This window comes from Hymenobacter sp. DG25A (genome assembly GCF_001280305.1).
In the GTDB taxonomy this organism is placed as follows: Bacteria; Bacteroidota; Bacteroidia; order Cytophagales; family Hymenobacteraceae; genus Hymenobacter.
On sequence record NZ_CP012623.1, the window covers coordinates 419,479 to 442,641 of the forward strand.

The 23,163-nt window shown below is 55.4% G+C and carries 17 protein-coding genes; 13 read left to right on the forward strand and 4 right to left on the reverse strand.

Annotated elements, in window-relative coordinates; translation table 11 throughout:
- Positions 1-4: 4 nt before the first annotated feature.
- From AM218_RS01815 to AM218_RS01840, 6 genes are all read left to right on the forward strand, one after another.
- A complete protein-coding gene (locus AM218_RS01815) occupies positions 5-1,054 on the forward strand; it encodes a class I fructose-bisphosphate aldolase (protein WP_054411299.1) in 1,050 nt (349 codons plus the stop codon).
- A 147-nt stretch (positions 1,055-1,201) separates the two neighbouring features.
- Positions 1,202-2,095, forward strand: a complete 894-nt coding sequence (accD, locus tag AM218_RS01820) for an acetyl-CoA carboxylase, carboxyltransferase subunit beta (protein WP_054411301.1) — start codon at positions 1,202-1,204, stop codon at positions 2,093-2,095.
- 223 nt (positions 2,096-2,318) lie between these two features.
- The gene (locus AM218_RS01825; RefSeq protein WP_231717521.1) at positions 2,319-3,059 is read left to right on the forward strand and encodes a YiaD family glycine zipper/OmpA-like lipoprotein; all 741 of its coding nucleotides are present in this window, start codon (positions 2,319-2,321) and stop codon (positions 3,057-3,059) included.
- Between the two features lie 292 nt (positions 3,060-3,351).
- Positions 3,352-4,059 (forward strand): YiaD family glycine zipper/OmpA-like lipoprotein, encoded by a 708-nt coding sequence (locus tag AM218_RS01830; protein WP_054411303.1) that lies wholly within the window; start codon positions 3,352-3,354, stop codon positions 4,057-4,059.
- Between the two features lie 133 nt (positions 4,060-4,192).
- A complete protein-coding gene (locus tag AM218_RS01835; RefSeq protein ID WP_054411305.1) occupies positions 4,193-4,966 on the forward strand; it encodes an endonuclease III domain-containing protein in 774 nt (257 codons plus the stop codon).
- Between the two features lie 38 nt (positions 4,967-5,004).
- On the forward strand, positions 5,005-5,988 hold the full coding sequence (locus AM218_RS01840; RefSeq protein ID WP_054411308.1) for a radical SAM protein: 984 nt from the start codon (positions 5,005-5,007) through the stop codon (positions 5,986-5,988).
- Between the two features lie 78 nt (positions 5,989-6,066).
- Here AM218_RS01840 and AM218_RS01845 read toward each other — a convergent pair whose 3' ends face one another.
- On the reverse strand, positions 6,067-6,489 hold the full coding sequence (locus AM218_RS01845) for a nuclear transport factor 2 family protein (RefSeq protein WP_054411311.1): 423 nt from the start codon (positions 6,487-6,489) through the stop codon (positions 6,067-6,069).
- Positions 6,490-6,620: 131 nt separating this feature from the next.
- Here AM218_RS01845 and AM218_RS01850 point away from each other — a divergent pair, with 131 nt between their 5' ends.
- Together AM218_RS01850 and AM218_RS16650 are read left to right on the forward strand one after the other, a co-directional pair.
- Entirely contained in the window at positions 6,621-7,145 is a 525-nt protein-coding gene (locus tag AM218_RS01850) for a gamma carbonic anhydrase family protein (protein WP_054411313.1), read from the forward strand.
- A 101-nt stretch (positions 7,146-7,246) separates the two neighbouring features.
- Entirely contained in the window at positions 7,247-7,699 is a 453-nt protein-coding gene (locus tag AM218_RS16650; RefSeq protein ID WP_157547473.1) for a hypothetical protein, read from the forward strand.
- A gap of 81 nt (positions 7,700-7,780) precedes the next feature.
- Here the strand turns inward: AM218_RS16650 and AM218_RS01860 are convergent, their stop codons facing one another.
- Complete coding sequence (locus AM218_RS01860) at positions 7,781-9,118, reverse strand: hemolysin family protein (protein WP_054411317.1); 1,338 nt, start codon at positions 9,116-9,118, stop codon at positions 7,781-7,783.
- 237 nt (positions 9,119-9,355) lie between these two features.
- Here AM218_RS01860 and AM218_RS01865 point away from each other — a divergent pair, with 237 nt between their 5' ends.
- The 5 genes from AM218_RS01865 (at position 9,356) to AM218_RS01885 (ending at position 18,028) form a co-directional block, all read left to right on the forward strand.
- Positions 9,356-11,572 carry a protein-disulfide reductase DsbD family protein gene (locus tag AM218_RS01865; protein ID WP_054411319.1) on the forward strand — a complete coding sequence of 739 codons (2,217 nt, stop codon included), beginning with the start codon at positions 9,356-9,358 and terminating at the stop codon, positions 11,570-11,572.
- 45 nt (positions 11,573-11,617) lie between these two features.
- A complete protein-coding gene (locus AM218_RS01870) occupies positions 11,618-12,727 on the forward strand; it encodes an isoaspartyl peptidase/L-asparaginase family protein (protein WP_054411321.1) in 1,110 nt (369 codons plus the stop codon).
- Positions 12,728-13,235: 508 nt separating this feature from the next.
- The gene (locus AM218_RS01875) at positions 13,236-13,700 is read left to right on the forward strand and encodes an Lrp/AsnC ligand binding domain-containing protein (RefSeq protein ID WP_044515053.1); all 465 of its coding nucleotides are present in this window, start codon (positions 13,236-13,238) and stop codon (positions 13,698-13,700) included.
- Positions 13,701-13,989: 289 nt separating this feature from the next.
- Complete coding sequence (locus AM218_RS01880; RefSeq protein ID WP_082318022.1) at positions 13,990-16,944, forward strand: T9SS type A sorting domain-containing protein; 2,955 nt, start codon at positions 13,990-13,992, stop codon at positions 16,942-16,944.
- A 130-nt stretch (positions 16,945-17,074) separates the two neighbouring features.
- The gene (locus tag AM218_RS01885; protein ID WP_082318023.1) at positions 17,075-18,028 is read left to right on the forward strand and encodes an energy transducer TonB; all 954 of its coding nucleotides are present in this window, start codon (positions 17,075-17,077) and stop codon (positions 18,026-18,028) included.
- Between the two features lie 87 nt (positions 18,029-18,115).
- Here the strand turns inward: AM218_RS01885 and trxA are convergent, their stop codons facing one another.
- Positions 18,116-18,445: a thioredoxin gene (trxA, locus tag AM218_RS01890; protein ID WP_044515051.1), complete on the reverse strand. Its 330-nt coding sequence runs from the start codon at positions 18,443-18,445 to the stop codon at positions 18,116-18,118.
- 861 nt (positions 18,446-19,306) lie between these two features.
- A complete protein-coding gene (gene dnaE, locus AM218_RS01895; protein WP_054411326.1) occupies positions 19,307-22,993 on the reverse strand; it encodes a DNA polymerase III subunit alpha in 3,687 nt (1,228 codons plus the stop codon).
- Positions 22,994-23,163: the final 170 nt, after the last annotated feature.

The window sequence follows — 23,163 nt, forward strand, 5'->3', positions numbered from 1 at the left end:
GCAAATGGCCACCGTTCTTCCCCAGACTGCCGAAATGGATGCCCTGCTTCAGCATCAGTGCACTACCATCAGCAAAGAGCAGCTGCACGTGCCCGGCCCCGATTTTATGGACCGCTGCTTTGTGCCCTCCAGCCGCCCGCCCCAGGTGCTGCGCAGCCTGGGCCAGCTCTATGGCCACGGCCGTCTGGCCGGCACCGGCTACCTGAGCATTCTGCCCGTTGATCAGGGCATTGAGCACACGGCCGGCGCTTCCTTCGGGCCCAACCCCATGTACTTCGACCCCGAAAACATTATTAAGCTGGCGCTGGAAGGTGGCTGCAATGCCGTAGCCACCACTTTTGGTACGTTTGGCACGGTGGCCCGCAAGTATGCCCACCGCATTCCGTTCCTCGTCAAAATCAACCACAACGAGCTGCTGACCTATCCCAATAAGTACGACCAGATTCTGTTTGGCTCCGTGGAGGAAGCCTGGAACCTGGGCGCGGCGGCCGTGGGGGCTACTGTTTACTTTGGCTCCGAGGAATCGAACCGGCAGATTCAGGAGGTGTCGCAGGCGTTTGAGCGGGCGCACGAGCTGGGCATGGCCACCGTGCTGTGGTGCTACACGCGCAACAACGCCTTCAAAACCGCCGACAAAGACTACCACGTCTCCGCCGACCTCACCGGGCAGGCCAACCACTTGGGCGTTACCATCGGGGCCGATATCATCAAGCAAAAGCTGCCCGAAAACAACGGTGGCTTCGCTGCCCTGAAATTCGGCAAAACCCACCCGGCCATGTACGATAAGCTGGCCTCCGATAACCCCATTGACCTCACGCGCTACCAGGTGGCCAACTGCTACATGGGCCGCATTGGGCTGATTAACTCCGGCGGCGAAAGCAAAGGCGCCACCGACCGTGACGAGGCCCTGCGCACGGCCGTTATCAACAAGCGGGCCGGCGGTCAGGGTCTCATTTCGGGCCGGAAAGCCTTTCAGCGGCCCTTTGCCGAGGGGGTAGACTTGCTGAACGCCATTCAGGACGTGTATCTGGATAGCTCCATTACCCTGGCGTAAAACTCCGCGCCAATAAGAAAGAGGGCCGGCAGTAGAATACTTGTTCCTGCTTTTGCCTAAATTCGATGTTACCTTTGCTGCCCGGCAGCCGCTCTGCGTTGGCAAAGCAGTCTGCATTCGTCAGCCATTCACTTCTCACAGTATATCATGTCTTGGTTTAAGCGCGTCGAAAAAGGCATCGTCACTCCCACAGAACAGAAAAAGGAAACGCCGGATGGCCTGTGGTATAAGTGCTCCGAGTGCAAAACCGTAGCTCCTATGGTGGAGCACAAGCGCCTGCTGTATACCTGCGCCAAGTGCAACTACCACGACCGGATTGACTCGGCCGAATACTTCGAAATTCTTTTCGATGACAACCAGTTCACCGAGCTCGATGCCAACCTGTCCTCCGCCGACCCGCTGAAGTTTGTGGATACCAAGGCGTACCCGCAACGGGTGGCCGCTACCCAGCGCGCTACCGGCCTGAAAGATGCCGTGCGCAGCGCCCACGGCAAAATGAACGGTGTAGAGCTGGTAGTTGCCTGCATGGATTTCAAATTCATTGGCGGCTCCATGGGCTCGGTGGTAGGTGAGAAAATTGCCCGCGCCATTGATTATGCCCGCCAGAACCGCATTCCGTTTCTGATGATCAGCAAATCCGGGGGCGCGCGCATGATGGAAGCGGGCTACTCGCTGATGCAGATGGCCAAGACTTCGGCCAAGCTCGCCCTGCTCTCGGAAGCGGGTATTCCGTATATATCCATGCTCACGGACCCCACCACGGGCGGTGTTACGGCTTCCTACGCCATGCTCGGCGACTTCAACATCTCGGAGCCCGGCGCCCTGATTGGTTTTGCCGGCCCGCGCGTTATCAAGGAAACCATTGGCAAAGACCTGCCCAAGGATTTCCAGAGCGCGGAGTTTGTACTGGAGCACGGTTTCCTCGATTTTATCGTGGACCGCAAAGATTTAAAGCAGCGCCTGTCTGATTTACTGCGCATGCTGCAGCCCAAAGCAGAAGCCGCTGAGGTTGAGGTGCCTGCCAATATTTCACGGCTGTAACCGACCCTGGAAAGACCTGAAAAAGCTGAAATCCCCCGCTGCGGTGTATACCGGGGCGGGGGATTTTCACGTTCAGGGGGCGAAATAAAGCCACTTACTTTCTCCCTAGCATAGGTCTGGCTCTATATTTGCCAAACATTTTTCAGCTGAAATCAGTAAGCACCACCAACTCCCAAGTTTTCTTTTTCCCGATTCCTTTTTCCTTTCACCAAGTTTCATTCCGATGAATTCTCCCAAATCGATTCTCTCCCTTTTTCTTGCCTTCATGATGTTCCTGGCCTCTTGTGCTTCAAGCAAGCCAGCCAGCGACGGCAGCCTGCCCAGCGACAATGGCGCGGGAGCCCGCAAAACCGGCATGAGCAAAACGGCTAAAGGCGGCCTGATTGGCGCTGGTGCCGGTGCCGCTGCTGGTGCTGTACTGGGCCGCGTAATTGGTGGCAAAAGTGGTACGGCCGCCGGTGCCATTATTGGTGCTACCGTAGGTGGTGCCACAGGTGCTATCATTGGCCGCAAAATGGACAAGCAGGCCGAAGAGCTGCAGCGTGATATGCAGAACGCTAAAGTAGAGCGGGTAGGCGAAGGCATCAAAATCACCTTCGACTCCGGTATTCTGTTCGACACTAACAAGTCGGACCTGCGCGCTGCTTCCATGACGGAAATCCAGAAAATGGCCGCCACGCTGAAGAAGTATCCTGACACTAACGTAATTGTAGAAGGCCACACCGACAACAGCGGTTCCGATGCCATCAACCAGCCGCTCTCCGAGCGTCGTGCCCAGGCAGTTGCTAACTACACCATCGCGCAGGGTATAGATGCTGCCCGTGTTACTTCTAAAGGCTATGGCTCGACGCAGCCAGTAGCTGATAATACCACGGTAGAAGGCAAGCAGGCTAACCGCCGCGTAGAAATTGCCATCTTCGCCAACGAGAAGATGAAGAAAGCGGCCGAAGAAGGCCGTCTCTAAGCTGCCCGCTTGCAGCAATGCATACAAGAAAAAGGCTGCCCACGTGGGCAGCCTTTTTCTTGTATGCTGGGTTGGTAAACAGTATTTGAAAGATTCTTCTGAAGATAAAATCCTGATTTACGGCCTGTAAGCCACCTTTCTATTGCCGGCTGATCCTGTATTTGGATTTTTGGCAAGGTGGTTGCAAAATGCCAGACAACCGACCAGTAGCCCGGGCGAACATAAGCTCTCTGGTTGCTTTCGATAACAAGCACACCGGCTACTTTTTTCCAGGACACAACAAGTACAACTCATGAAAAATCTTCGTTCTCCTTTCGCCATTCTGATGGCTCTGGTGATGCTCCTGAGCAGCACCCTGACGCAAGCACAAACCACTACCACCAAGAAGCCGATGAGCAGAACGGCTAAAGGCGCCATTTTTGGTGGCCTAGGTGGTGCTGCCGGCGGTGCCGTTTTGGGCCGCGTAATTGGTGGTAAAAAAGGCACGGCTAAAGGCGCCATTCTGGGTGCCGTAGTAGGTGGCTCGGCGGGTGCTCTCATCGGCCGCCGCATGGATAAGCAGGCGGAAGAGCTGCGCCGCGAAATGGCTGGTGCCAAAGTAGAGCGGGTGGGTGAAGGCATCAAAATTACCTTCGACTCCGGTATTCTGTTTGCTAAGAACTCCTCGGCCCTCACCTCCACGGCTCAAACCAACATTGATGAGCTGGCTAAAACCCTCATTAAGTACGGCGACACCAACGTAATTGTAGACGGCCACACCGATACTTCCGGTAACGATGCCATCAACAACCCGCTGTCGGTACGCCGGGCCCAGGCAGTGGCTAACTACACGCAGCAGCAAGGGGTAGATGCCTCGCGCTTCCAGGTAAACGGCTACGGCTCGCGCCAGCCCGTGGCTGACAACTCCACCGACGCAGGTCGTCGGGCTAACCGCCGCGTGGAAATTGCCATCTTCGCCAACGACAAACTGAAGAAAGCAGCGGAGCGCGGCGACATTTAAGCCTTCTTTTTCCGCTAGTATTCTCTCCCGTCCGGCGGCACCTGTTCTCAGGTGCCGCCGGATTTTTTTGCGCCCGGCATAAGCAGACCGCCCCCGGCGCAACCCCGGCCGGTTGGGGCAGGTACAAGGGCACATGCCTACCTCCACTACCGCGGTAACTTATACCTCTCCACCCGAGCAGAAAACCTGGCAGGACCATTTGGTGCTGGATGCCTTTTATGGCCCGCTCTCCACCGTGCCCCGCCGCACGCCCATGCGGGAGCTGATCAGCACCGTGCTGTCGCACCGCACCACCCACGCCGATGAAGAGTTGGCCTACGACCGGATGCTGGAAGCCTTCGGCGACTGGGCCGGCGTGCTGGCGGCCCCCACCGCGGAGCTGGCCCACGCCATCCGGACCACCCGCTGGCCCGATACGCAGGCCCCGCGCATTCAGGAAATTCTGCGCCGCATCCAGGCGGAGCAGGGAGATTTCACGTTGGATTTCCTGGCCGACTGGCCGGTGGAGAAAGGTATGGAGTGGCTGACCGCCATGCCGGGCATCGGCTGGAAAACGGCTTCCCTGGTGCTGCTGTTTAACTTTCAGAAGCCCGTGCTGCCCGTGGATACGCACGTGCACCGCGTAGCCCAGCGCGTGGGCATGATTGGCCCCAAGGCATCGGTGGAAAAGGCGCACAAGCTGCTGTTAGATCAATTGCCCAAAGACCCGGTGGTGCTCCTCAATTTTCATAAGCACAATTACTGGCATGGGCAGCGTATATGCTTCTTTACCCGCCCGGACTGTGCTAAATGCCCATTGAAAGGCTTCTGCAACTATTATCTGGAGCACTTTGGGCCGGCCACCGCGGAGGCCATAGCCGCTACGCCGGCTAAATGGGACCGAGCTTGGGGCGAGCTGCCGCATTAAGCCAGCGGTAACTTTGCCAGTACTTACCTTTACTGCCTATGCGTCTTGTTCGACATCCGGTTTTGTGCAATTACTACGTCACGTATCGGTGCAATGCGCGCTGTTCTTTCTGTGATATCTGGGAGAAGCCTTCACCCTATATTCAGCTGGCGGATGTAGAGCAGAACCTGCGTGATTTAAAGAAGCTGGGCGTTTCGGTGGTTGATTTTACCGGGGGAGAGCCGCTTCTGCACCGCCAGATACACGAGTTTGTGGGCCTGGCGCATGATATGGGCTTTATCACCACGCTTACCACCAACTGCCTGCTGTACCCCAAGTACGCCGAGCGGCTGCGCGGGAAAGTAGACATGCTGCATTTCTCCCTGGATTCATCTGAAAAGGAAGTGCACGACCTCGGCCGGGGCGTAGCCTGCTACGATTTTGTGCTGGAAAGCATTAAGCTGGCGCTGGAGCTGGGCGAGCGGCCGGATATCCTGTTCACCGTGTTTCGGGAAAACCTGGATCAGCTGGAAGCCGTGTACCGCGACATTGCCCAGCCCAATAAGCTGGTGCTGATACTGAACCCCGCCTTTGAGTACAACACAGTAGAAACCGGCGAGCAACTGACCCCCGCCGAGCTGGATTACCTCTCCGCTTTTGGCAAGCGCAAAGGCGTGTATCTGAACGAGGCCTTTATTGCGCTGCGCCGCGACGGCGGCAACCACGTAGCCACGCCCGTATGCCGCGCCGCCAGCACTACGCTGGTTATCTCACCCAGCAATGAGCTGGTGCTGCCCTGCTACCACCTGGGCGAGCAGAAATTTCCCATTAACGGGCAGCTTTTCTCCCTGTATCAGTCGCCGGAGGTGCAGGGGCTGGCCGCGCTGGAGGGCCGCCTGCCGCAGTGCGAGGGCTGCACCATTAACTGCTACATGCAGCCCAGCTTTGCCGTGGAAACCAGTAAGTACTTCTGGCAGGCGCTGCCCAGCACCCTCAAATACAACTGGGAAAAAGGTACCTGGAAGCGGATGCTGGCCCGTTAAAATCCCCCGGGCGGCTCCCGGCATTGGACAGCCGCCTGAAGTCACCTGGGGGATTCTTACGCTTTGGGATACTACCGGCTAGAACGCCATTTTCTTATTGGTCTGAAAAGCCTGCACCACGGCTGCAGTATCGGTAAATACCTGGAGCCGGCTTACTTTTTCACCCTGTAGCTCGAATACGTGGGCCCATTCTTCCTCAATAATCTGCCCGTTGGATCGTATCTGTCCTTTGGAGTAGCCAAGAGCCACTACTTTATTGCCCTGGGCTATCAACTCCTGCGCCTCAAACCGCTCGTACTGAACGGCCTGGTGCAGTTTGGTGAAAAACGTAGTAACCTGCTCCTGCCCGCGATAAACGCCGGCATAGGGAATAACATCGGGAGTGCCCGGAATAATAATTTCGATGTCGTCCGTAAAGAGTCTCAGCAAGTTTGGGATATCCCCTTTGTTAAAGAGAGAATAGCCCTCCTGCACTGCCTGGATGTTTTGTTGCTCATTCATAGCTCCGCTGATAAAAGATAACAGGGTTGCCGTTGCCGCCGTCTTCTACCGCAACCCCATCAGTAGGTCAGACGGATAAGGTGTTGTCTCATACCTTGTTAATAAGTTAACCAATCTTAAACCTGAATCCAATGCCTGCTCTCATCCTGCCCGTACGGGGCATTTCGCCTCAACTGGGCCCCAATTGCTTTGTGGCCGACAATGCCACCATTGTAGGCGACGTAACGCTGGGCGCCGAATGCACCGTGTGGTTTAACGCCGTTATCCGCGGCGACGTCAACCAGATCCGCATCGGGGATAAAACCAATATTCAGGATGGGGCCGTGCTGCACTGCACTTATCAGAAGGCGGCTACCACCGTGGGGGCCCGCGTAAGCATTGGCCACAAAGCCATTGTGCATGGCTGCACCGTGGAAGATGATGTGCTGATTGGCATGGGCGCCATTGTGATGGACCATGCCTTGGTAGGGCAGGGCTGCATTATTGCGGCCGGAGCCGTGGTGCTGGAAAACACTCAGTGTGAGCCGGGCTACCTATATGCGGGCATACCAGCCCGCAAAATCAAGCCCGTCACGGAAGAGCAGCGCGCTAACATGCTGCGCACGGCGGATAATTATGTGATGTATGCGGGTTGGTTTTCGAAAGAGCAGGCCTAGAAATAATTCTTCGGCAGGATAGAAGTTTCCTTAATTTGTGCCGCTTTTGCTGGGCGTATAAAGCCAGCGGGCACTATTATCCTTCTCTTTCCTATTTCTGTATGAAGAAAAATTACTCCTTTCTAACAGCCACTCTGGCTGCCACTTTATTGCTGGGAAGCTGTAACCGCGCAGAATATGCGTTTCGTTCTAATTCACCAGCCTACACGCCTATAACTGAATCAGCGGCGGCACCGGTTATAGCAACTGATGCAATTACTGCGCAGGCGGGTTCTGCCGTAGCTGCGCCAATCCGGGTTATAACTCCAGCCCAAAACGCAGCCAGTGCATTAGCCGGCACCCGGGCAGGACAGCCTGCTTCTGTACCCATGCAGATGGAGGAAAGTACGGCTCCGGAAGCGGTGGATGCGGTAGTGAAAAAGGAAAGCGCCAAGGCGGCGCAACCGGTTAAGCGTCGCAAAACCAAGTCCAGCAAAACCGTCTGGATCATTATCGGTATTGGTGTAGCCTTGGCGTTGGTCCGTGTGCTTATAGCCTCCAATAAATCGGAATAGCACTTCGTTTATTCAGGCTTGCCCTAAAAAAAAGCCCTCTAAGGAGGGCTTTTTTTGTGCTTCACAAGTAAAGTAAATGCCTTACAAGGCAGGTAGATTCTCCTCGTTAAAAGTAATGGTTTGCTCCTGGCTGGGGGTTACGCGCAGCTGCACCAGCTCCACGGAGCGCTTGGAGCGCTGCAGCACCCGGAACTCGTAGGGGTCGAGCACGGCCACGTCGCCTACTTCCGGGATGTTGCCGTAAATCATGTTCAGCAAGCCGCCTACGGTTTCGTAGTCTTCGCCTTCGGGCAGGGGGTAGGGGAGGAATTCGTTGGCGTCGGGAATGGCGGTGGAGGTATGCACCCGGTATTCCGTCTCGGAAACCTTTTCTACCACGGGCACCTCATTATCATACTCATCCTGGATTTCGCCTACCAGCTCTTCCATAATGTCCTCGATGGTGACAATGCCGGAAACGCCGCCAAACTCATCCGAGACAATGGCAATATGCATGTGCTTGCGCTGGAACTGGCGCAGCAGCCGGTTGATTTTCTTTGTTTCGGGCACAAAGTAGGCCGGCCGCATAATGCGCGAAAGCTCAATGTGCTCCTTAAGGCGAACAATATTGAGCAGGTCTTTCACATACAGAATGCCCACAATATTATCAATGGAGCCTTCGTAGACCGGCACCCGCGAATAGCCTTCGTTCTGTACCAGTTCAAAGATTTTATCCTCCGGCGAGTTCACATCGATGGCCACAATCTTGGTGCGGGGCACCATGATCTGCTTCACCATCCGGTCGTTGAACTCAAAGACATTTTCAATGAGCTCGTGCTCAGAGTCCTGAATTTCGCCGCTTTGCTTGCTTTGGTCCAGCAGAATGCGGATTTCCTCGGTGGTGTGGGCGGCCTCGCCGTGCAGGGCTTTCACCCCAAACAAGCCCAGCGTGAGGTTGCTGAGGCGGTCGAGCAGCCAGATGAAAGGCCGGAATACAAAATAGAAAATCTTGAGGGGCCAGGCCACCACCATGCTCACTGTTTCGGAGCGCTGCAGGGCCATTACTTTGGGCGCCTGCTCACCAATTACAATGTGCAGCGTGGTAATGAAAGCGAAAGACAGTGCCAGCGAAACCCGGTGCAGCCACTCCGGGGAGATGCTGATATTTACGGCCGTGAGGGCACCGGTTACTACTTTCTCGGCTACGCTTTCCCCAATCCAACCCAGCAACAGCGAGGCCAGCGTGATACCCAGCTGACAAGCTGAGAGGTAAGCGTTGAGGTTTTGCAGAATACCCTGGGTGATGCGCGCCAGGTTGTCGCCAGTCTGGGCGCGCAGGTCAATTTGCGAGGCCCGGACTTTCACCAAAGCAAACTCGGCGGCCACGAAAAAACCATTCAGCAATACAAGCAGAAGGGTAAGCAGTATCTGTAAAACCATAGTTGCGGAGTGGGGCTCACGCGGCCCGTTACTCCTAAGTAGTGCAAAAGTACGAGAATCCGGGCAAGCGGTTGGCTTTTCCCTTACCGGCAGGATATTGTACGTGCTGGCCGGGCGCCTTCCTGCCGGCATCTCTTCGGCAGTTTGTGTGTTGTGTTAAGATATTTGTGCTACTTCCTCCCGTTCTTTGTTTGGTGCTGAGCCGCTGTTCCGCTACTATCCTGACTTGATTTTCCTATGTCTGTTGCTTCCCGAAAACTGCTTCTGCCGCTGCTGCTCCTGGCCTTACTGGTCCAGAGTGCGGTAGCCCAGGTGCTCACGCCTACCAAGCTCTCCACCACCCTCAGTCAGCCCGCCGCCAAAGTGGGGGAGGAGCTGGACCTGATTGTGAATGCCCGCATGCAGGATACGTGGCACCTCTACGCCACCGACTTCGACCCCGACCTGGGCCCCACGGTATTCGCCTTCACGTTTGCCAAAAGCCCGGCGTACGCGCTGGTAGGCAAGCCAAAGTCCGTTGGCGCCAAAAAGAAGTTTGATGATGTCTTTAAAGGCGACATTTCCTACTTCGAGAAAACCGGGCAGATCCGGCAGCGCATCCGGGTACTGCAGCCGGGCCCGCTCACCATCAAAGCCGACGTGGAATACCAGACCTGCACCGATGTGGATGGCCGTTGCGTGCCCGGGGAGGAAACTCTCAGCTTTGGTCCCATTGAAGTAAGCGGCACCGCTGCCGCCACACCAACCGCGGCCACGCCGACAGCCACCGTTAACAAAGCCGTTGGGGTACCCGCCACAACGCCTCCGGCCACGGCGACACCTGCGGCAGCCGTTGCGCCAACCACTGCCCCTGACACCATCTCCGCAGCTACGGCTGCTGCCACCCCGGCATCGCCGGATACCAGTGCCCGGCAAGCGTCGGCGGCAGTAACGGCAGGCGGCACCACCGCCACGGTAGCCGCCGCTCCGGCCGAAACGGCTGAGTCAGGGGGCCTGTTCAGCTTTGCGCTGCTGGCTTTCTTCTCCGGCCTGGCGGCCCTGCTCACGCCGTGCGTGTTCCCCATGATTCCCATGACGGTATCGTACTTCACGGGCGGCAGCGACACCCGGGCGCAGGGCATTCTGAAGGCGCTGGTCTACGGCCTGTCTATCATTGTTATCTACACCATTCTGGGGGTGATTGTGGCCCGGCTGCTGGGCGAGGATGGCCCTAACTTCATGGCCACACACTGGCTGCCTAACCTGCTGTTCTTCGCCGTGTTTGTGGTGTTTGGCCTCTCGTTTCTGGGTTTGTTTGAAATCACGCTGCCCCATAACCTGGTGAATAAAGCCGATGCCCAAGCCGATAAGGGCGGCTGGCTGGGCGTATTCTTTATGGCCTTTACGCTGGTGCTGGTGTCCTTTTCCTGCACCGGCCCCATTGTGGCTACCATTCTGGGCCTGGCGGCTCGCGGGCAAACCATTCTGCCCGTTATTGGCATGCTGGGCTTCTCGCTGGCGTTTGCGCTGCCCTTCACGCTGTTTGCTATTTTCCCTTCCTGGCTGAAAAGCCTGCCCCGCTCCGGTGGTTGGCTGAACACCGTGAAAGTGGTGCTGGGCTTTGTGGAGCTGATGCTGGCCCTGAAATTCCTAAGCATGGCCGATCTGGCCTACCACTGGAACCTGCTCTCCCGCGACCTGTACCTGGTGCTCTGGATAGTGCTTTCTGCCCTGCTGGGCACGTACCTGCTGGGTAAGTACAAGCTCTCCCACGACAGCGACCTGACCCATTTGAGCGTTGGCCGCCTGCTGATGGCAGTGCTCTCCTTCAGCTTTATGGTGTACCTGGTTCCGGGTCTGTTCGGGGCGCCGCTGCCTCTGCTGGCCGGCTACCTGCCGCCCCAGACCAGCCGTGACTTTTCCCTGGCCTCCGCCGTGGTGGCTCCCATCAGCGCCACCCGCAACACCCTGTGTGAGGTCCCGCGCCATGCCGATTTTCTGGAGCTGCCACACGGCCTGCAGGGCTATTTCGATCTGGAGCAGGCCAAGCGTTGCGCCCGCGCCCAGAACAAGCCCATCTTCATTGATTTCACCGGCCACGCCTGCGTGAACTGCCGCAAGATGGAAGCCAGCGTCTGGAGCGACCCGCAGGTGCTGCGCCGCCTGCAGGAAGACTTTGTGGTAGTGGCCCTGTATGTGGATGATAAAACCGAGCTGCCGCAAAACGAGTGGTATACCTCCAAGCGTGATGGCAAAGTAAAATCCACGCTGGGCAAGCAGAACGCCGATTTGCAGGTAACCAAGTACGGCGTAAATGCCCAGCCCTACTATGTGCTCCTGAACCCCAACGACCCTGCCGACAAGCCCCTGGTAACGCCCGTAGCCTACGAGGCCAGCGTCACCAACTTTGTTAAGTTTCTGGATGCCGGGCTGGCCCAGTATCGGCAGCAGGCGCAGCCGGTAGCGGCCCGATAAGTTAGTTTTTGCAGTTTTTCCATCTCACCTGCTTCCCTTGTCTGCATGAAAAAGCTATTGTTTTTGCTGAGCACTGTGTTGCTGCTGAGTCCGGCCACTGGTCAGGCGCAAACCGCCGCGCCCGACCCCAGTCGGATTACGCTGGTTATCCACGGCGGCGCCGGCACCATTACCAAGGCCCTGATGACGCCCGAAAAGGAAAAGGCCTACCAGCAGGTACTGGACCAGGCGTTGCATACTGGCTATGCTATTCTGAAAAAGGGTGGTACTTCCCTGGATGCGGTAGAAGCCACCGTGCGCGTAATGGAGGACTCCCCCTTATTTAATGCTGGCAAAGGCGCTGTATTCACGCATGAGGGCCGCAATGAGATGGACGCCGCCATTATGGAGGGCCAAACGCTGAAAGCGGGTTCTGTGGCGGGCGTCACGGTTATTCGTAACCCTATTACCGCGGCCCGGGCCGTGATGGAAAAGTCGGAGCACGTAATGATGGTAGGGCCCGGCGCTGAAACCTTTGCCAAGGAAAAAGGCCTGGAAATAGTGCCGGCCCAGTATTTCTATACCGAAGCCCGGTATCAGCAGCTACAAAAAGCCCTGCAGGAGGAAAAAGCCGCCGGCACGCCCGACCAACTGAATGCGCCTTCCAAAGCAGCGGAGGCACCCAAGAAAGTCAAGATGAAAATGAAGGCCGGTAAAGCCCAGGGCAGCCTGCCGGAGAACAATATCTTCACCGAAGGCAAAAAATACGGCACCGTGGGCGCCGTGGCGCTGGATCAGTTTGGCAACCTGGCCGCCGCCACCAGCACCGGCGGCATGACCAACAAGCGCTACGGCCGCGTGGGCGATGCGCCCATTATTGGCGCCGGCACATACGCCGATAATAACTCCTGCGCCGTGTCGTGCACGGGCTGGGGCGAGTACTTTATCCGGGCCACGGTAGCCCGGGACGTGGCCGCCCGGGTAGAATATCAGCAGAAGCCCCTGGCCCAGGCCGCACAGGCTACCATTGATAAAGTAGGCAAGATGGGTGGTGATGGTGGCCTGATAGCCTTGGACCGCCAAGGCAATGTGGCTATGCCCTTTAACTCAGAAGGCATGTACCGGGGCTTTATTAAAGCCGATGGAAAAAGCCAGATTCTGATTTATAAAGAATAGTGCTGCCAGCATCATGCAACCAAAAGCCCCGCCAGCTACTCTGATGCTTGCGGGGCTTTTTTCTAATGCGGGTGGCTTTTGTAGCAGAAAAAGGGGACCTTTGCAGCATTTTTCAGCAGGTGCCTTTGGCAGGCATACAAAAAGAAAGGCTGCACCCACCCAGATGCAGCCCTCTAGAAAAGAACGCACCCACCCAGATACGTTCCAATGTTAACCCCACACATAATCCACCCAAAAGATGTTGCTGTAGAAGGAGGGCTCGAACCTCCACGGAGTAGTTAGCCGGCCGCCGGACCAGTTTTTCCCGAATCTCCACCCCCGAGAGAGGAGGGTATGTCTGCCAATTCCATCATCCTACAATATGATCAGCGCCGCTTGCGTTTGATTATGACAAATGTAGGGACTTGTCCTTAATAATAAAATTATTGCAGGTAAACTGATTAAAATTTACACTGTTTTTATATAAACAGTTAATTTGTTAAAAATTCCTCAATCATACATTTCAAAAATGGCGCGTAATTATGAACTTGATGAGACAGATCGAAAGATTCTGGCTCTGCTTATTGACGATGCGAAGATGCCATACACTGAAATTGCCCGGAAGGTGCATGTATCAGGCGGCACCGTGCACGTGCGCATGTCCCGTATGGAGGAATTGGGCATAGTGAAAGGGGCCACCCTGAACATTGACTATGCCCAGCTCGGCTATGATATCAATGCCTTCCTGGGCATCTATCTCAACAAAAGCTCCGTGTACAACAGTGTAGCCGAGCAGCTGAAAGCCATTCCCGAAATCCTGAGCATCTACTACACCACCGGTAACTACAGCTTGTTTGCCCGCATCATCTGCCGCGACACCAACCACCTGCGCGAAGTTCTGCACGATAAGATTCAGTTGATTGATGGCATTGAACGGACCGAAACGCTCATCTCCCTGGAAGAAACCCTGAACCGGCCTATCCAGTTGGTGTAACCCCCTGCAAACCATTTTACTAAAGCCTGATATGGCGCTACGGCGTCATATCAGGCTTTTTCTATTTGCCCAACTCCCTTTCCAATTGATTGTACTTTTTCGGAATCATATAAATGTAATAATAATCTTAAAGAATTTACTTATTTTTATTTTGATGGAGAAAAAATATACATATTATTACATCAAATAGCCTTTATCCCAGCTTTAATTGATTTAAGGGAATAAGGTTGTTTCGTCTGCTATTGAAGTAGGCGATGTTGGAGTTTTCTCATCCTTATTCACTATTTCCATGAATGCTACTTCTACTTCTATGTTGGGTCGTTGGCTGGTGGTGTTGGTTTTGATCCTTCTGGGGCATACCGCTGCCTCCGCCCAAAACATTGGCGACTACCGCACTATTAACAGTAACACAGAATTTAGCTTAACCAGCGGCTGGCAGGTGTACAATGGTACCACCTGGGTAAACAATGCTGCCGCCCTGGATGTGACCAAAACGTTTTACGTCCGTCATCCCCGGGTAGTAACCGTTGATGATAATGGCCTATACGCCAGAGTGATACTGATTCGGGAAAACAATGTATCTGGTACCCTAGCTCTGGGCGCAAAGTTTGGGGCGCAGCTACTGGAAATAGATGGGGCAAATACCGAAGTGCAGGTGAATAGCCTGACTGCCGTGCTGAATGAGGTACAGGTACGCAACAATGGAACGCTACGCGTAACCGTGAAGAATTCGTTAGGCACGCTAAGTGCCGGTACGGGCGGTGTTATAAAAGTAACCGGCATTACGGCCAACGCTGCCGACCTCACGGGCCCCATTACTATCAACGATGGGGGAGAACTTTCCATGGAAGCCCCCGGCAGTCGGGCTACGGCCGTAACCGTGAAAGCAAACGGCTTGTTGAACATCCGCCGCAATGCCACTTTAAGAAACATTCTGGTGGAGAATGGTGGCACACTCCGACGCACGAAAGTTGGTACCACAGCCAATACCTTAACTATTGCCAACACCGCCGCCAATCCGGATTTGCAGTTGAACGGTATTTACGTAGATGCCTCCGATGTTACTCCTCTTGCATTGGGTGCTAACGCCACTATGGCGGTAGGAGTCACCGGCCACTACCAGCACAAGAGTAACGGCGGCGACGTGCCTACTGCCAACTGGGACCCAGCCTCTACCCTGGAAATTCTGGGTATGACAGATGCGGTTTCATTTGGGAATAACGGGCAAACCTTTGGCAACGTGACCTGGAATACGGCCACCTATGGGGTAGGCCGGGTATGTACCCTAAACGAATCGGGCCTGATGCGGATTGCTGGTAAGCTTAACGTTATCAGCACAGGTGCTGGTAAGCTGGACTTGCTCAATACACTGGCTGGTAATAACGTAGAGTTTCAGGTGGGTAGCTACGAGCAAAGCGGTGGGCAGGTATTTATTTCCCAGTCGGGTACTGCGGTGCAAAAGGTAAAAGTGCTGGGTAACTTTCTCCTGAACAACAGCACCTTTACCATGCACAATACGTCAGCCGTACCCAGTTGCGTGTTGACCATTGAGGGCAACACCGCCTTAGAAGGACAAGCTAACCTGCTGGTAACCACTATTGGCAACACGCCCATCAGAGGCGAACTGCACCTGCACGGCGACTTGTCCTTAGGGGCCAGTACTCAGATTTCAGAAACGGGTTCTAACGGAAACGGTGCTATCAACGCACAACTGTACTTTGATGGTGGACGCCAGCAAAACTTCAGTAATGCCAGTAATGGCGGCATGTTGCTCAACCGCGTGCATGTAACAGTGGTATCAGGCACCACGCTGAATATGGGACGGGCCGAGCTACGCAACGATAATGCCGGCCGGTCAAACTTCACTCTCCAGAGTGGCGCCGGCCTGATCATAGGTCACGGCGAAGGAATTCGGGTAACGGGCCAGAACGGCGCTATTCGTACCCGTGGTACCCGTACCTTTTCACCCGGCGGCATATACACCTATGCCGGTGCCCTCGGTGACATGGTCACCGGTGATGGATTGCCCGGCACCCTAAATACAAATGGTGGCTTGGTCATTAATAACGCCAACGGCAACGTCACGCTGTCACAAACCACTTATATCAGCGGTACACTGAAACTCCAGCAGGGCTTGTTGCGCACGGGTATTAGTAATGCTACGCTGCGCCTGCAGGCTACCGGCACCTGGTCCGGTGCCAGCGACCAGAGCTATGTGAGCGGCCCCCTGCAACGCGCTACGAACCTGGATAACCAGTATTATACCTTCCCTGTGGGCGACGGAGGCGGCCTGCAGTTGGCAGGTGTACGGCCGGAAAACGCCACGCCAACCGTATTTGAGATGGATACGCATAGAGCTTCGGCCCCATCGCCTACGTCTTTTGCCGCCAATTCAGGACTGGTGCTAGTAAGTTCCCAGCAATACTGGAACCTGCGCCGGGTATCGGGCACCGCCAACGCGTTTGTGCGGCTTTACTACACAGTGCCCTACAGCGGTATTGCTGAGTCACCTGAAGCCCAAAAGGAGCTGCGCGTTGCCGGGTTCGACGGCTCCTTCTGGCAGAGCTACGGCCAGGAGGGCTTGCCCAATACCGTGGAGCGCTACCTCAACTCCGGTTTAGTGCTGCCCGTTACGGCTAGTTTTACGCCAATTACGCTTGGTAGTGGCGTAGTGCGCAATCCTTTGCCTATTGAGCTAATCAGCTTTAAGGCTAAGCTGCTGCCTAACCAGAATGTGCAATTAACGTGGCAAACCGCGCAGGAGCGCGACTGCAAACAATTTGAAGTGCAGGTGTCCACCGATGGCCGCACCTTCAAAAGCATTGGCACCTACCAGGCACGGGGCGCCGCCACTTCAATCAGCAACTATGCTCATATTGACAAAACCGCATTTCTGGGAGCGGAAACCACGCGCTACTACCGCTTGGAGCAGGTAGATAATGATGGCTCTGTTTATTACTTCCCGGTAGTGACGGTAAATGGCGGCGGTCGGAATGTGCAGCTAACTGCCTGGCCGGTACCCGCTACTGATCAGCTGACGGTTAGCTTCCGGGCAGGGCAGCCGCGCACGGCCATTCGCATTCTGGATGCCGCCGGCCGTATTTGTGCCGAGAAGATGGCTGCTACTGAAACCAATACTACTACTGCCGTGCCCGTGTCGGTTGCCAGCTTACAGCGCGGTATATACTTAGTGCAAATTACTAGTGCCAACGGACTAGAACAGTTCCGCTTTGTGAAAGAATAAAAGTGCTTATCCGCCCTGCCGGGCATTCTGGCAGGGCGGATAACTTATTTTCGTGGTATCAGTATATATCTATAAGCTGTGTTTAATACAATTTTGTATATTTAAGGGTTACGTACTTAGTTGGGCGGCCATGAGAGTTTTAATTACGGTCTTAATCATCTGGCTGCTGCCGCAATGGGGTTACAGCCAGAGTATGCCGGCCGTTTATCTCAATGACCACGACGAGGAAACTATTCCCGATAGCGCCACCCACTACCGCATTATTGAACGAAAGACTGATGCAGGCTATGCCATGCGGGAATATGCCATGAATGGCGTACTGTTCCTGCGCGGTACCTTTCTCAGCACCGAGCCACCTCTGCGTAATGGCGTGTTCACCTGGTATCATCCCAATGGCTCCAAGGCCAGCCAAGTGCACTTCCATGATGATGAGCCCGAAGGCGTGTATGTAGCCTGGTATGACAATGGTAAAGTAAGTGAGCGGGGCCAGTACGAGGAAGGCCAGCGCGTAGGCCGCTGGGTAACCGTTCACCGGAACGGGCAGAAACGCTCCGAGGGTCGCTACCTCTACGGCCGGCCGGTGGGCGAATGGCGCTATTACTATAACACTGGGCAGCTAAGCTCCATTGAGCTGCTGAACCGGGCCAAGGGGCCCGCCCTCATCTTCTTTAACCCGGATGGCTCCCCTTATGTGGGCAAGCTGCAGCGCCATCAAAAACCCGAGTTCCCCGGTGGCGAAACCGCCCTGCTGGACTTCCTGGCCCGCAACACCAACTACCCCCGCGATACCCGCCGCAAAGGCATTTCCGGAAAGGTCTACGTTTCTTATACTGTAGATGAGGAAGGGCATGTAGGGCAGGTGCGCGTGGTGCGCGGCCTGGCTCCCGAAGCCGATAACGAGGCCCGGCGCGTAGTGGCCAGCCTGCCACAGTTCCGGCCCGGCCGCGAGTACAACGTGCCCACGGCCGTCACCTACACAGTGCCTATTTCCTTTGCGCCCAACTTCAACCTTTTTGGTGGCACCCGCCCACCCCGCATTCTGCCTACGGAGGCGCAGGCGGGTTTCCCAGGCCAGCATTACTAACGGTTATACGTACTAACTACCAACAGAAAGCCCTGCTCCGTTATCCGGAGCAGGGCTTTCTGTTGGTGTAAGCGGGAAAGAAGCAGCTTACGCCGTTACCTGGGCATCCAGCTTCTGAGCCAATACGTGCTTTGGTACAGCACCTACTTGCTTATCTACCACCTGGCCGTTTTTGAACACCAGCAGCGTCGGAATGCTGCGGATACCAAATTTAGCCGAGGTCTGCGGGTTAGCGTCTACGTCTACTTTGCCGATAACGGCTTTGCCTTCGTACTCTCCAGCCAGCTCTTCTACTACCGGACCCACCATGCGGCACGGGCCACACCACTCGGCCCAGAAATCCACGAGCACGGGTTTGTCGGAGTTGATGATCTGGTCGAAGTTGGCATCGGTAATCTCGATGGCTTTATGTCCCATGATAAAAGGGGTTTGATGTGATGACGTTGAAAATGCCTCTTACGGGGCTTGGGTCTGCAAGGTAGCAGATTGCGGTTCAAACAAGGAGCGCGCCGGAAAGTTCCGTCGGCCAGTTTGGCAGGGTGAGTAAGCACTAAGTCTGCAGCAGCCTGCTTTCAGATTGCTATAGGTCAATTCATCAACGGTCTGAAATCAGCCTGACAATTACCTGGCCCAGGCGGAATTAAGGCTGCCAGTACAATCAGGAAAGCTAGAATACCCCAAACTAGACTGATAGGAAAAAGGATGAGACCCAGCACCGTAAAACACAGCTGCCACAAATAAGCATGCCAACCCATAAAGCACGCTGAGTATAGTTGCACCTGCTGAAGCTGGTCTTTGGGCACTTACTGTATTGGATGCGAGTTTCACGAAAAATCCACGAGGCAAAGCAGTAAGCCGTCCGGCAATGTTAGAGGGCTTCTGAATATTCCTGAAAATACCTTTGCCCAATACATGCTGAGTGCCTGGCATCCGCTTGCTTAGTACCCTCTGTGCGTACGTCTGTTCTCTTTGTGCAGATTCCGGTATGAAGAAACCGCCAAGAGCTGGTGTCCTGTCTATGACTTTTTGGAGCGGTGCACTATGGCCCACAGCTGGCGCGGCAGGATAACCGGAGGCTGGCAGGAAAAGCGTCCGACCCGGCCGGCAGTTTGCCATACAAAGGCCTGAGGAGCTTAATAAAAACATGGCTGCCCATTTCTGGTAAGTGGAAAGCTCCATTGAATAACGCTATAAGTTACCGGCAAAGGCAATATGCTTGGAAGCCAAACCAATAATAGCCACGAATACTGTCTTTGTCTTTGTAATGCACCGTTTATCTTATATCAGCTGGCAGGCCTCAATTTCCATTTCCCGCATCTTCCGGATAAATTCTTTGGGCTCGATGCGGTAGCGGCGCGAGTACATATCCACGGTCATATGCTCGTGGGGCTCGGCAAACTTGATTTCCAGTTTCTTGGAACCTGCACAGGCTTCTACGGCTTCCATAAAGCGGTCCATAAACGGCTCCGTGATGGTGCGCAGATCCAGCTGCACGCGCACGCCGTTGGCCAGTTTTTCGGCCACGTTAAACAGCGGCTCCATGGTCAGAATCTTGAACTCGAACTGGTCAGAGTCGCGGAAGCGCTGGGCGTATTTGCCCCGGATGTACATGGGCGGCACCTGCTCCTTGTCGTAGTTGCGGGGGTTAATCAGAGCCGAGAAACGCGAGTAATCGTCGCGGAAGAGCGCCAGGTTGAGGGAGGATTCGTAGTCTTCCACCGTGAAAGACACAAAGGGCTGGCCGGTCTTGGTGGTTTTGAACAAGACGTTGGTAATCAAACCTGCTACCGTTACCTCGCGGTTTTTGTAGCTCTCTACTTTGTCCAGGCCGCAGGTGCAGTAGGAGTCAATTTCCAGCTTAAAGTCATCCAGCGGGTGGCCCGAAAGGTAGAAGCCTATTACTTCCTTTTCGCGGCGCAGCACCTCGGTGGCGGCCCAGGGCTCTAGGTCAGCCACTTTTGGCAGCGGCATAGCTACAGCCCCAAAGGCGCCGCCGCCAAACAGGCTTTGCTGCGCCGAGTCCTGATCGGCCTGAAACTGCTGGCCCATGCGCACGGCCTTTTCAATCAGGTTCTGGTCGCCGGCCGGGGCTTCCAGGAACTGCCGGCGGTGGTAGCGCTCAAACGAGTCAAATGCACCCGATAAAGCCAGGCTTTCAAACGTCTTCTTGTTCACTGCCCGCAGGTTCACCCGCTTCGAGAAGTCGAAAATATCCGTGAACGGGCCCTTTTTGCCGCGCTCCTGCACAATGCTTTCAATGGCCGCTTCGCCGGCACCTTTCACTGCCGCCATGCCAAAGCGAATCTGGCCCTTGTCGTTCACGTTGAACTTCAGGATGGATTCGTTTACGTCGGGGCCCAGTACGGGCACACCCTGCTTGCGGGCTTCCTCAATAAAGAATGTCACCTTCTTGATGTCGCCCATGTTATTGGTGAGCACTGCCGCCATGTACTCGGCGGGGTAGTTGGCCTTGAGGTAGCCGGTCTGGTAGGCTACCACGGAGTAGGCAGCGGAGTGAGAGCGGTTGAAACCGTAGGCCGCAAACTTCTCCATCACGTCAAATACCTCGGAGGCCTTCTTCGCGGGAATGTTGTGCAGCTTTTTGGCGCCTTCCACAAACTTTTCCCGCTCCTGGGCCATCTTCTTCATGTCCTTCTTACCCATGGCGCGGCGCAGCAAGTCGGCGCCGCCCAGGGAGTAGCCGGCCAGAATCTGGGCGGCCTGCATAATCTGCTCCTGATACACCATAATACCCTGGGAGTAGTTCAGGATGGGCTCCAGCAGCTCGTGCGGGTATTCCACCGGCTCGCGGCCGTGCTTGCGGTTAATGAAGTTCGGGATGAACTGCATGGGGCCCGGCCGGTACAGGGCGTTCATGGCAATCAGGTCCTCAATGTTGGTGGGCTTGAGGTCCTTGAGGTACATGCGCATGCCCTCCGACTCGAACTGGAACGTGCCAATGGTGTCGCCCCGCTGGTACAGCTCGTAGGTTTTGGGGTCGTCAATCGGAATTTCGTCGATGTCGATTTTGATGCCGTGGTTCTGCTCAATCAGGTTGATGGCATCCACGATGATGGTCAGGGTTTTCAGCCCCAGGAAGTCCATCTTCAGCATCCCGGCACTCTCAATCACCTTGCCGTCGAACTGGGTTACCAGCAGGTCCGAGTCCTTGGAAGTGGAGACGGGAATGTACTTGGTGATGTCGTCGGGGGCAATGATAACGCCGGCGGCGTGAATGCCGGTGTTGCGGACGGAGCCCTCCAGCTTCTCAGCCAGGCGCAGAATCTGGCCGCGCAGGTTGTCGGGCGAGTCGTCGCGCCGGATCATGTCCAGCTCCTGGTTTTCGGCAAAAGCCTTGGCCAGGGTAGTGCCCACCTGCTCGGGCACCATCTTCACCAGGTCGTTGGCCTGGGGGAGGGGCAAATCCATGGCGCGGGCCACGTCCTTAATGCTGGACTTGGCGGCCATGGTACCGAAGGTGATGATCTGGGCCACCTGCGTTTTGCCGTACTTATCCACCACGTAATCAATGACTTTTTGACGATTCACGTCGTCAAAGTCAATATCAATATCGGGCATGGAAACCCGCTCCGGATTCAGGAAACGCTCAAACAGAAGCGAGTACTTAATCGGGTCGATGTTGGTGATACCCACGCAGTAGGCCACGGCAGAACCTGCCGCCGAGCCCCGGCCCGGACCTACGGCCACGCCAATATTGCGGCCGTGGTTGATGAAGTCCTGGGTGATGAGGAAGTAGCCCGCAAACCCCATGGTTTCAATCACGCGCAGCTCATAGTTGAGGCGCTCCTCAATTTCAGGGGTGCGCTCAGAATAACGCCGCTTAGGTCCTTCAAAAGCTCCTTTGAAGGTTAAGAAGCGCAGGAAAGCATCGGCGGTGGGGTGCTCGGGCGGCAGCGGGAAGTTGGGGAGCAGAATATCGCGCTGCAGCTTGGGCGGCGTAATTTTGTCCACAATTTCGTTGGTGTTATCCACACTTTCCGGCACGTCCCGGAAAAGCCGGTTCATCTCCTCCTGGGTCTTGAAGTAGAACTGGTCGTTAGGGAAGCCGAAGCGGGCGCGCGGCTTGGGCATCTGGGCTTCCTCATCAATGCGCATGAGCTGACGCCGCACTTGGTCGTCGGAGCTGGCCAGGGGGCGCAGATTATCCAGGTGGTCATACAGCACCTTGTTCTCCTGCGACATCAGCCGGAAGTACTTGGTCTGGAAGTCACCGACCGGAATGCTGTGCTCCTCGCCGGTATTCACGCACAGCAGAATATCGTGCGGGGCAAAGTCCGTCTGCTCCACGTAGTGGGAGTCGTTGGTGCAGATAACCTTGATGTTGTATTTCTGGGCCCAGCGCAGCAATACCTGGTTCAGGTCTTCCTGGCTTTTGCCGGTATTATCTATGTTCTGCAGCCCGTGGCGCTGGATTTCGAGGTAGTAGTCGTCGCCGAACACATCCAGCCACCACTTTAGCTTTTCTTCGGCTTCAGCCTCGGTTTTCCAGAGCAGCGCCTGCGGAATCTCGGCCCCAATGCAGCACGAGGTGGCAATCAGGCCCTCGTGGTACTGCAGCAGCAGCTCCTTATCAATACGCGGGTACTTGGAGTACACGCCCTCAATAAAGCTCATGGAGCAGAGCTTGGCCAAGTTCTGGTAGCCGGCCTGGTCCTTGGCCAGCAGCAGCTGGTGGTGGCGCACGTCCCGCTCGCCCTTCTCCCGACTAAAGCTTTTCTTGTGGCGGTCTTCTACCAGATAAAACTCACAGCCCACAATGGGCTTCACGTTGTACTTATTCGCCTCAGCCACAAAGTTGAACGCCCCAAACATGTTGCCGTGGTCAGTGAGGGCAACGGCGGGCATCCCATCGGCCTGGGCCTTCTTCATCAAAGCCGAAATGCTGGCCTGACCATCAAGAAGGGAGTATTGCGTGTGGCTGTGAAGGTGCGAGAAAACGGGCATGGCTGTTACTTCTGAAGGCTGAATCAGGAGTGTTAGGTTCTGAAATTACTGACACAAAGCAGGCCGGTAATCAGAAATGAGCACTCCTAATTAATAAGTAAAGTTACCTCCAAAAGCGGGCCCAGGAAAGATTGCGCGGTAAGGGGTTTTTATGTATCACCATAAAACAG

Coding starts and splice junctions, on each gene's coding strand:
- trxA (WP_044515051.1), bottom strand. CDS start 18,445: ATGGGACATAAAGCCATCGAGATTACCGATGCCAACTTCGACCAGATC.
- AM218_RS01880 (WP_082318022.1), top strand. CDS start 13,990: ATGAATGCTACTTCTACTTCTATGTTGGGTCGTTGGCTGGTGGTGTTG.
- AM218_RS01850 (WP_054411313.1), top strand. CDS start 6,621: ATGCCTGCTCTCATCCTGCCCGTACGGGGCATTTCGCCTCAACTGGGC.
- AM218_RS01885 (WP_082318023.1), top strand. CDS start 17,075: ATGAGAGTTTTAATTACGGTCTTAATCATCTGGCTGCTGCCGCAATGG.
- AM218_RS01825 (WP_231717521.1), top strand. CDS start 2,319: ATGAATTCTCCCAAATCGATTCTCTCCCTTTTTCTTGCCTTCATGATG.
- accD (WP_054411301.1), top strand. CDS start 1,202: ATGTCTTGGTTTAAGCGCGTCGAAAAAGGCATCGTCACTCCCACAGAA.
- AM218_RS01870 (WP_054411321.1), top strand. CDS start 11,618: ATGAAAAAGCTATTGTTTTTGCTGAGCACTGTGTTGCTGCTGAGTCCG.
- AM218_RS01875 (WP_044515053.1), top strand. CDS start 13,236: ATGGCGCGTAATTATGAACTTGATGAGACAGATCGAAAGATTCTGGCT.
- AM218_RS16650 (WP_157547473.1), top strand. CDS start 7,247: ATGAAGAAAAATTACTCCTTTCTAACAGCCACTCTGGCTGCCACTTTA.
- AM218_RS01865 (WP_054411319.1), top strand. CDS start 9,356: ATGTCTGTTGCTTCCCGAAAACTGCTTCTGCCGCTGCTGCTCCTGGCC.
- AM218_RS01840 (WP_054411308.1), top strand. CDS start 5,005: ATGCGTCTTGTTCGACATCCGGTTTTGTGCAATTACTACGTCACGTAT.
- dnaE (WP_054411326.1), bottom strand. CDS start 22,993: ATGCCCGTTTTCTCGCACCTTCACAGCCACACGCAATACTCCCTTCTT.
- AM218_RS01830 (WP_054411303.1), top strand. CDS start 3,352: ATGAAAAATCTTCGTTCTCCTTTCGCCATTCTGATGGCTCTGGTGATG.
- AM218_RS01860 (WP_054411317.1), bottom strand. CDS start 9,118: ATGGTTTTACAGATACTGCTTACCCTTCTGCTTGTATTGCTGAATGGT.
- AM218_RS01835 (WP_054411305.1), top strand. CDS start 4,193: ATGCCTACCTCCACTACCGCGGTAACTTATACCTCTCCACCCGAGCAG.
- AM218_RS01845 (WP_054411311.1), bottom strand. CDS start 6,489: ATGAATGAGCAACAAAACATCCAGGCAGTGCAGGAGGGCTATTCTCTC.
- AM218_RS01815 (WP_054411299.1), top strand. CDS start 5: ATGGCCACCGTTCTTCCCCAGACTGCCGAAATGGATGCCCTGCTTCAG.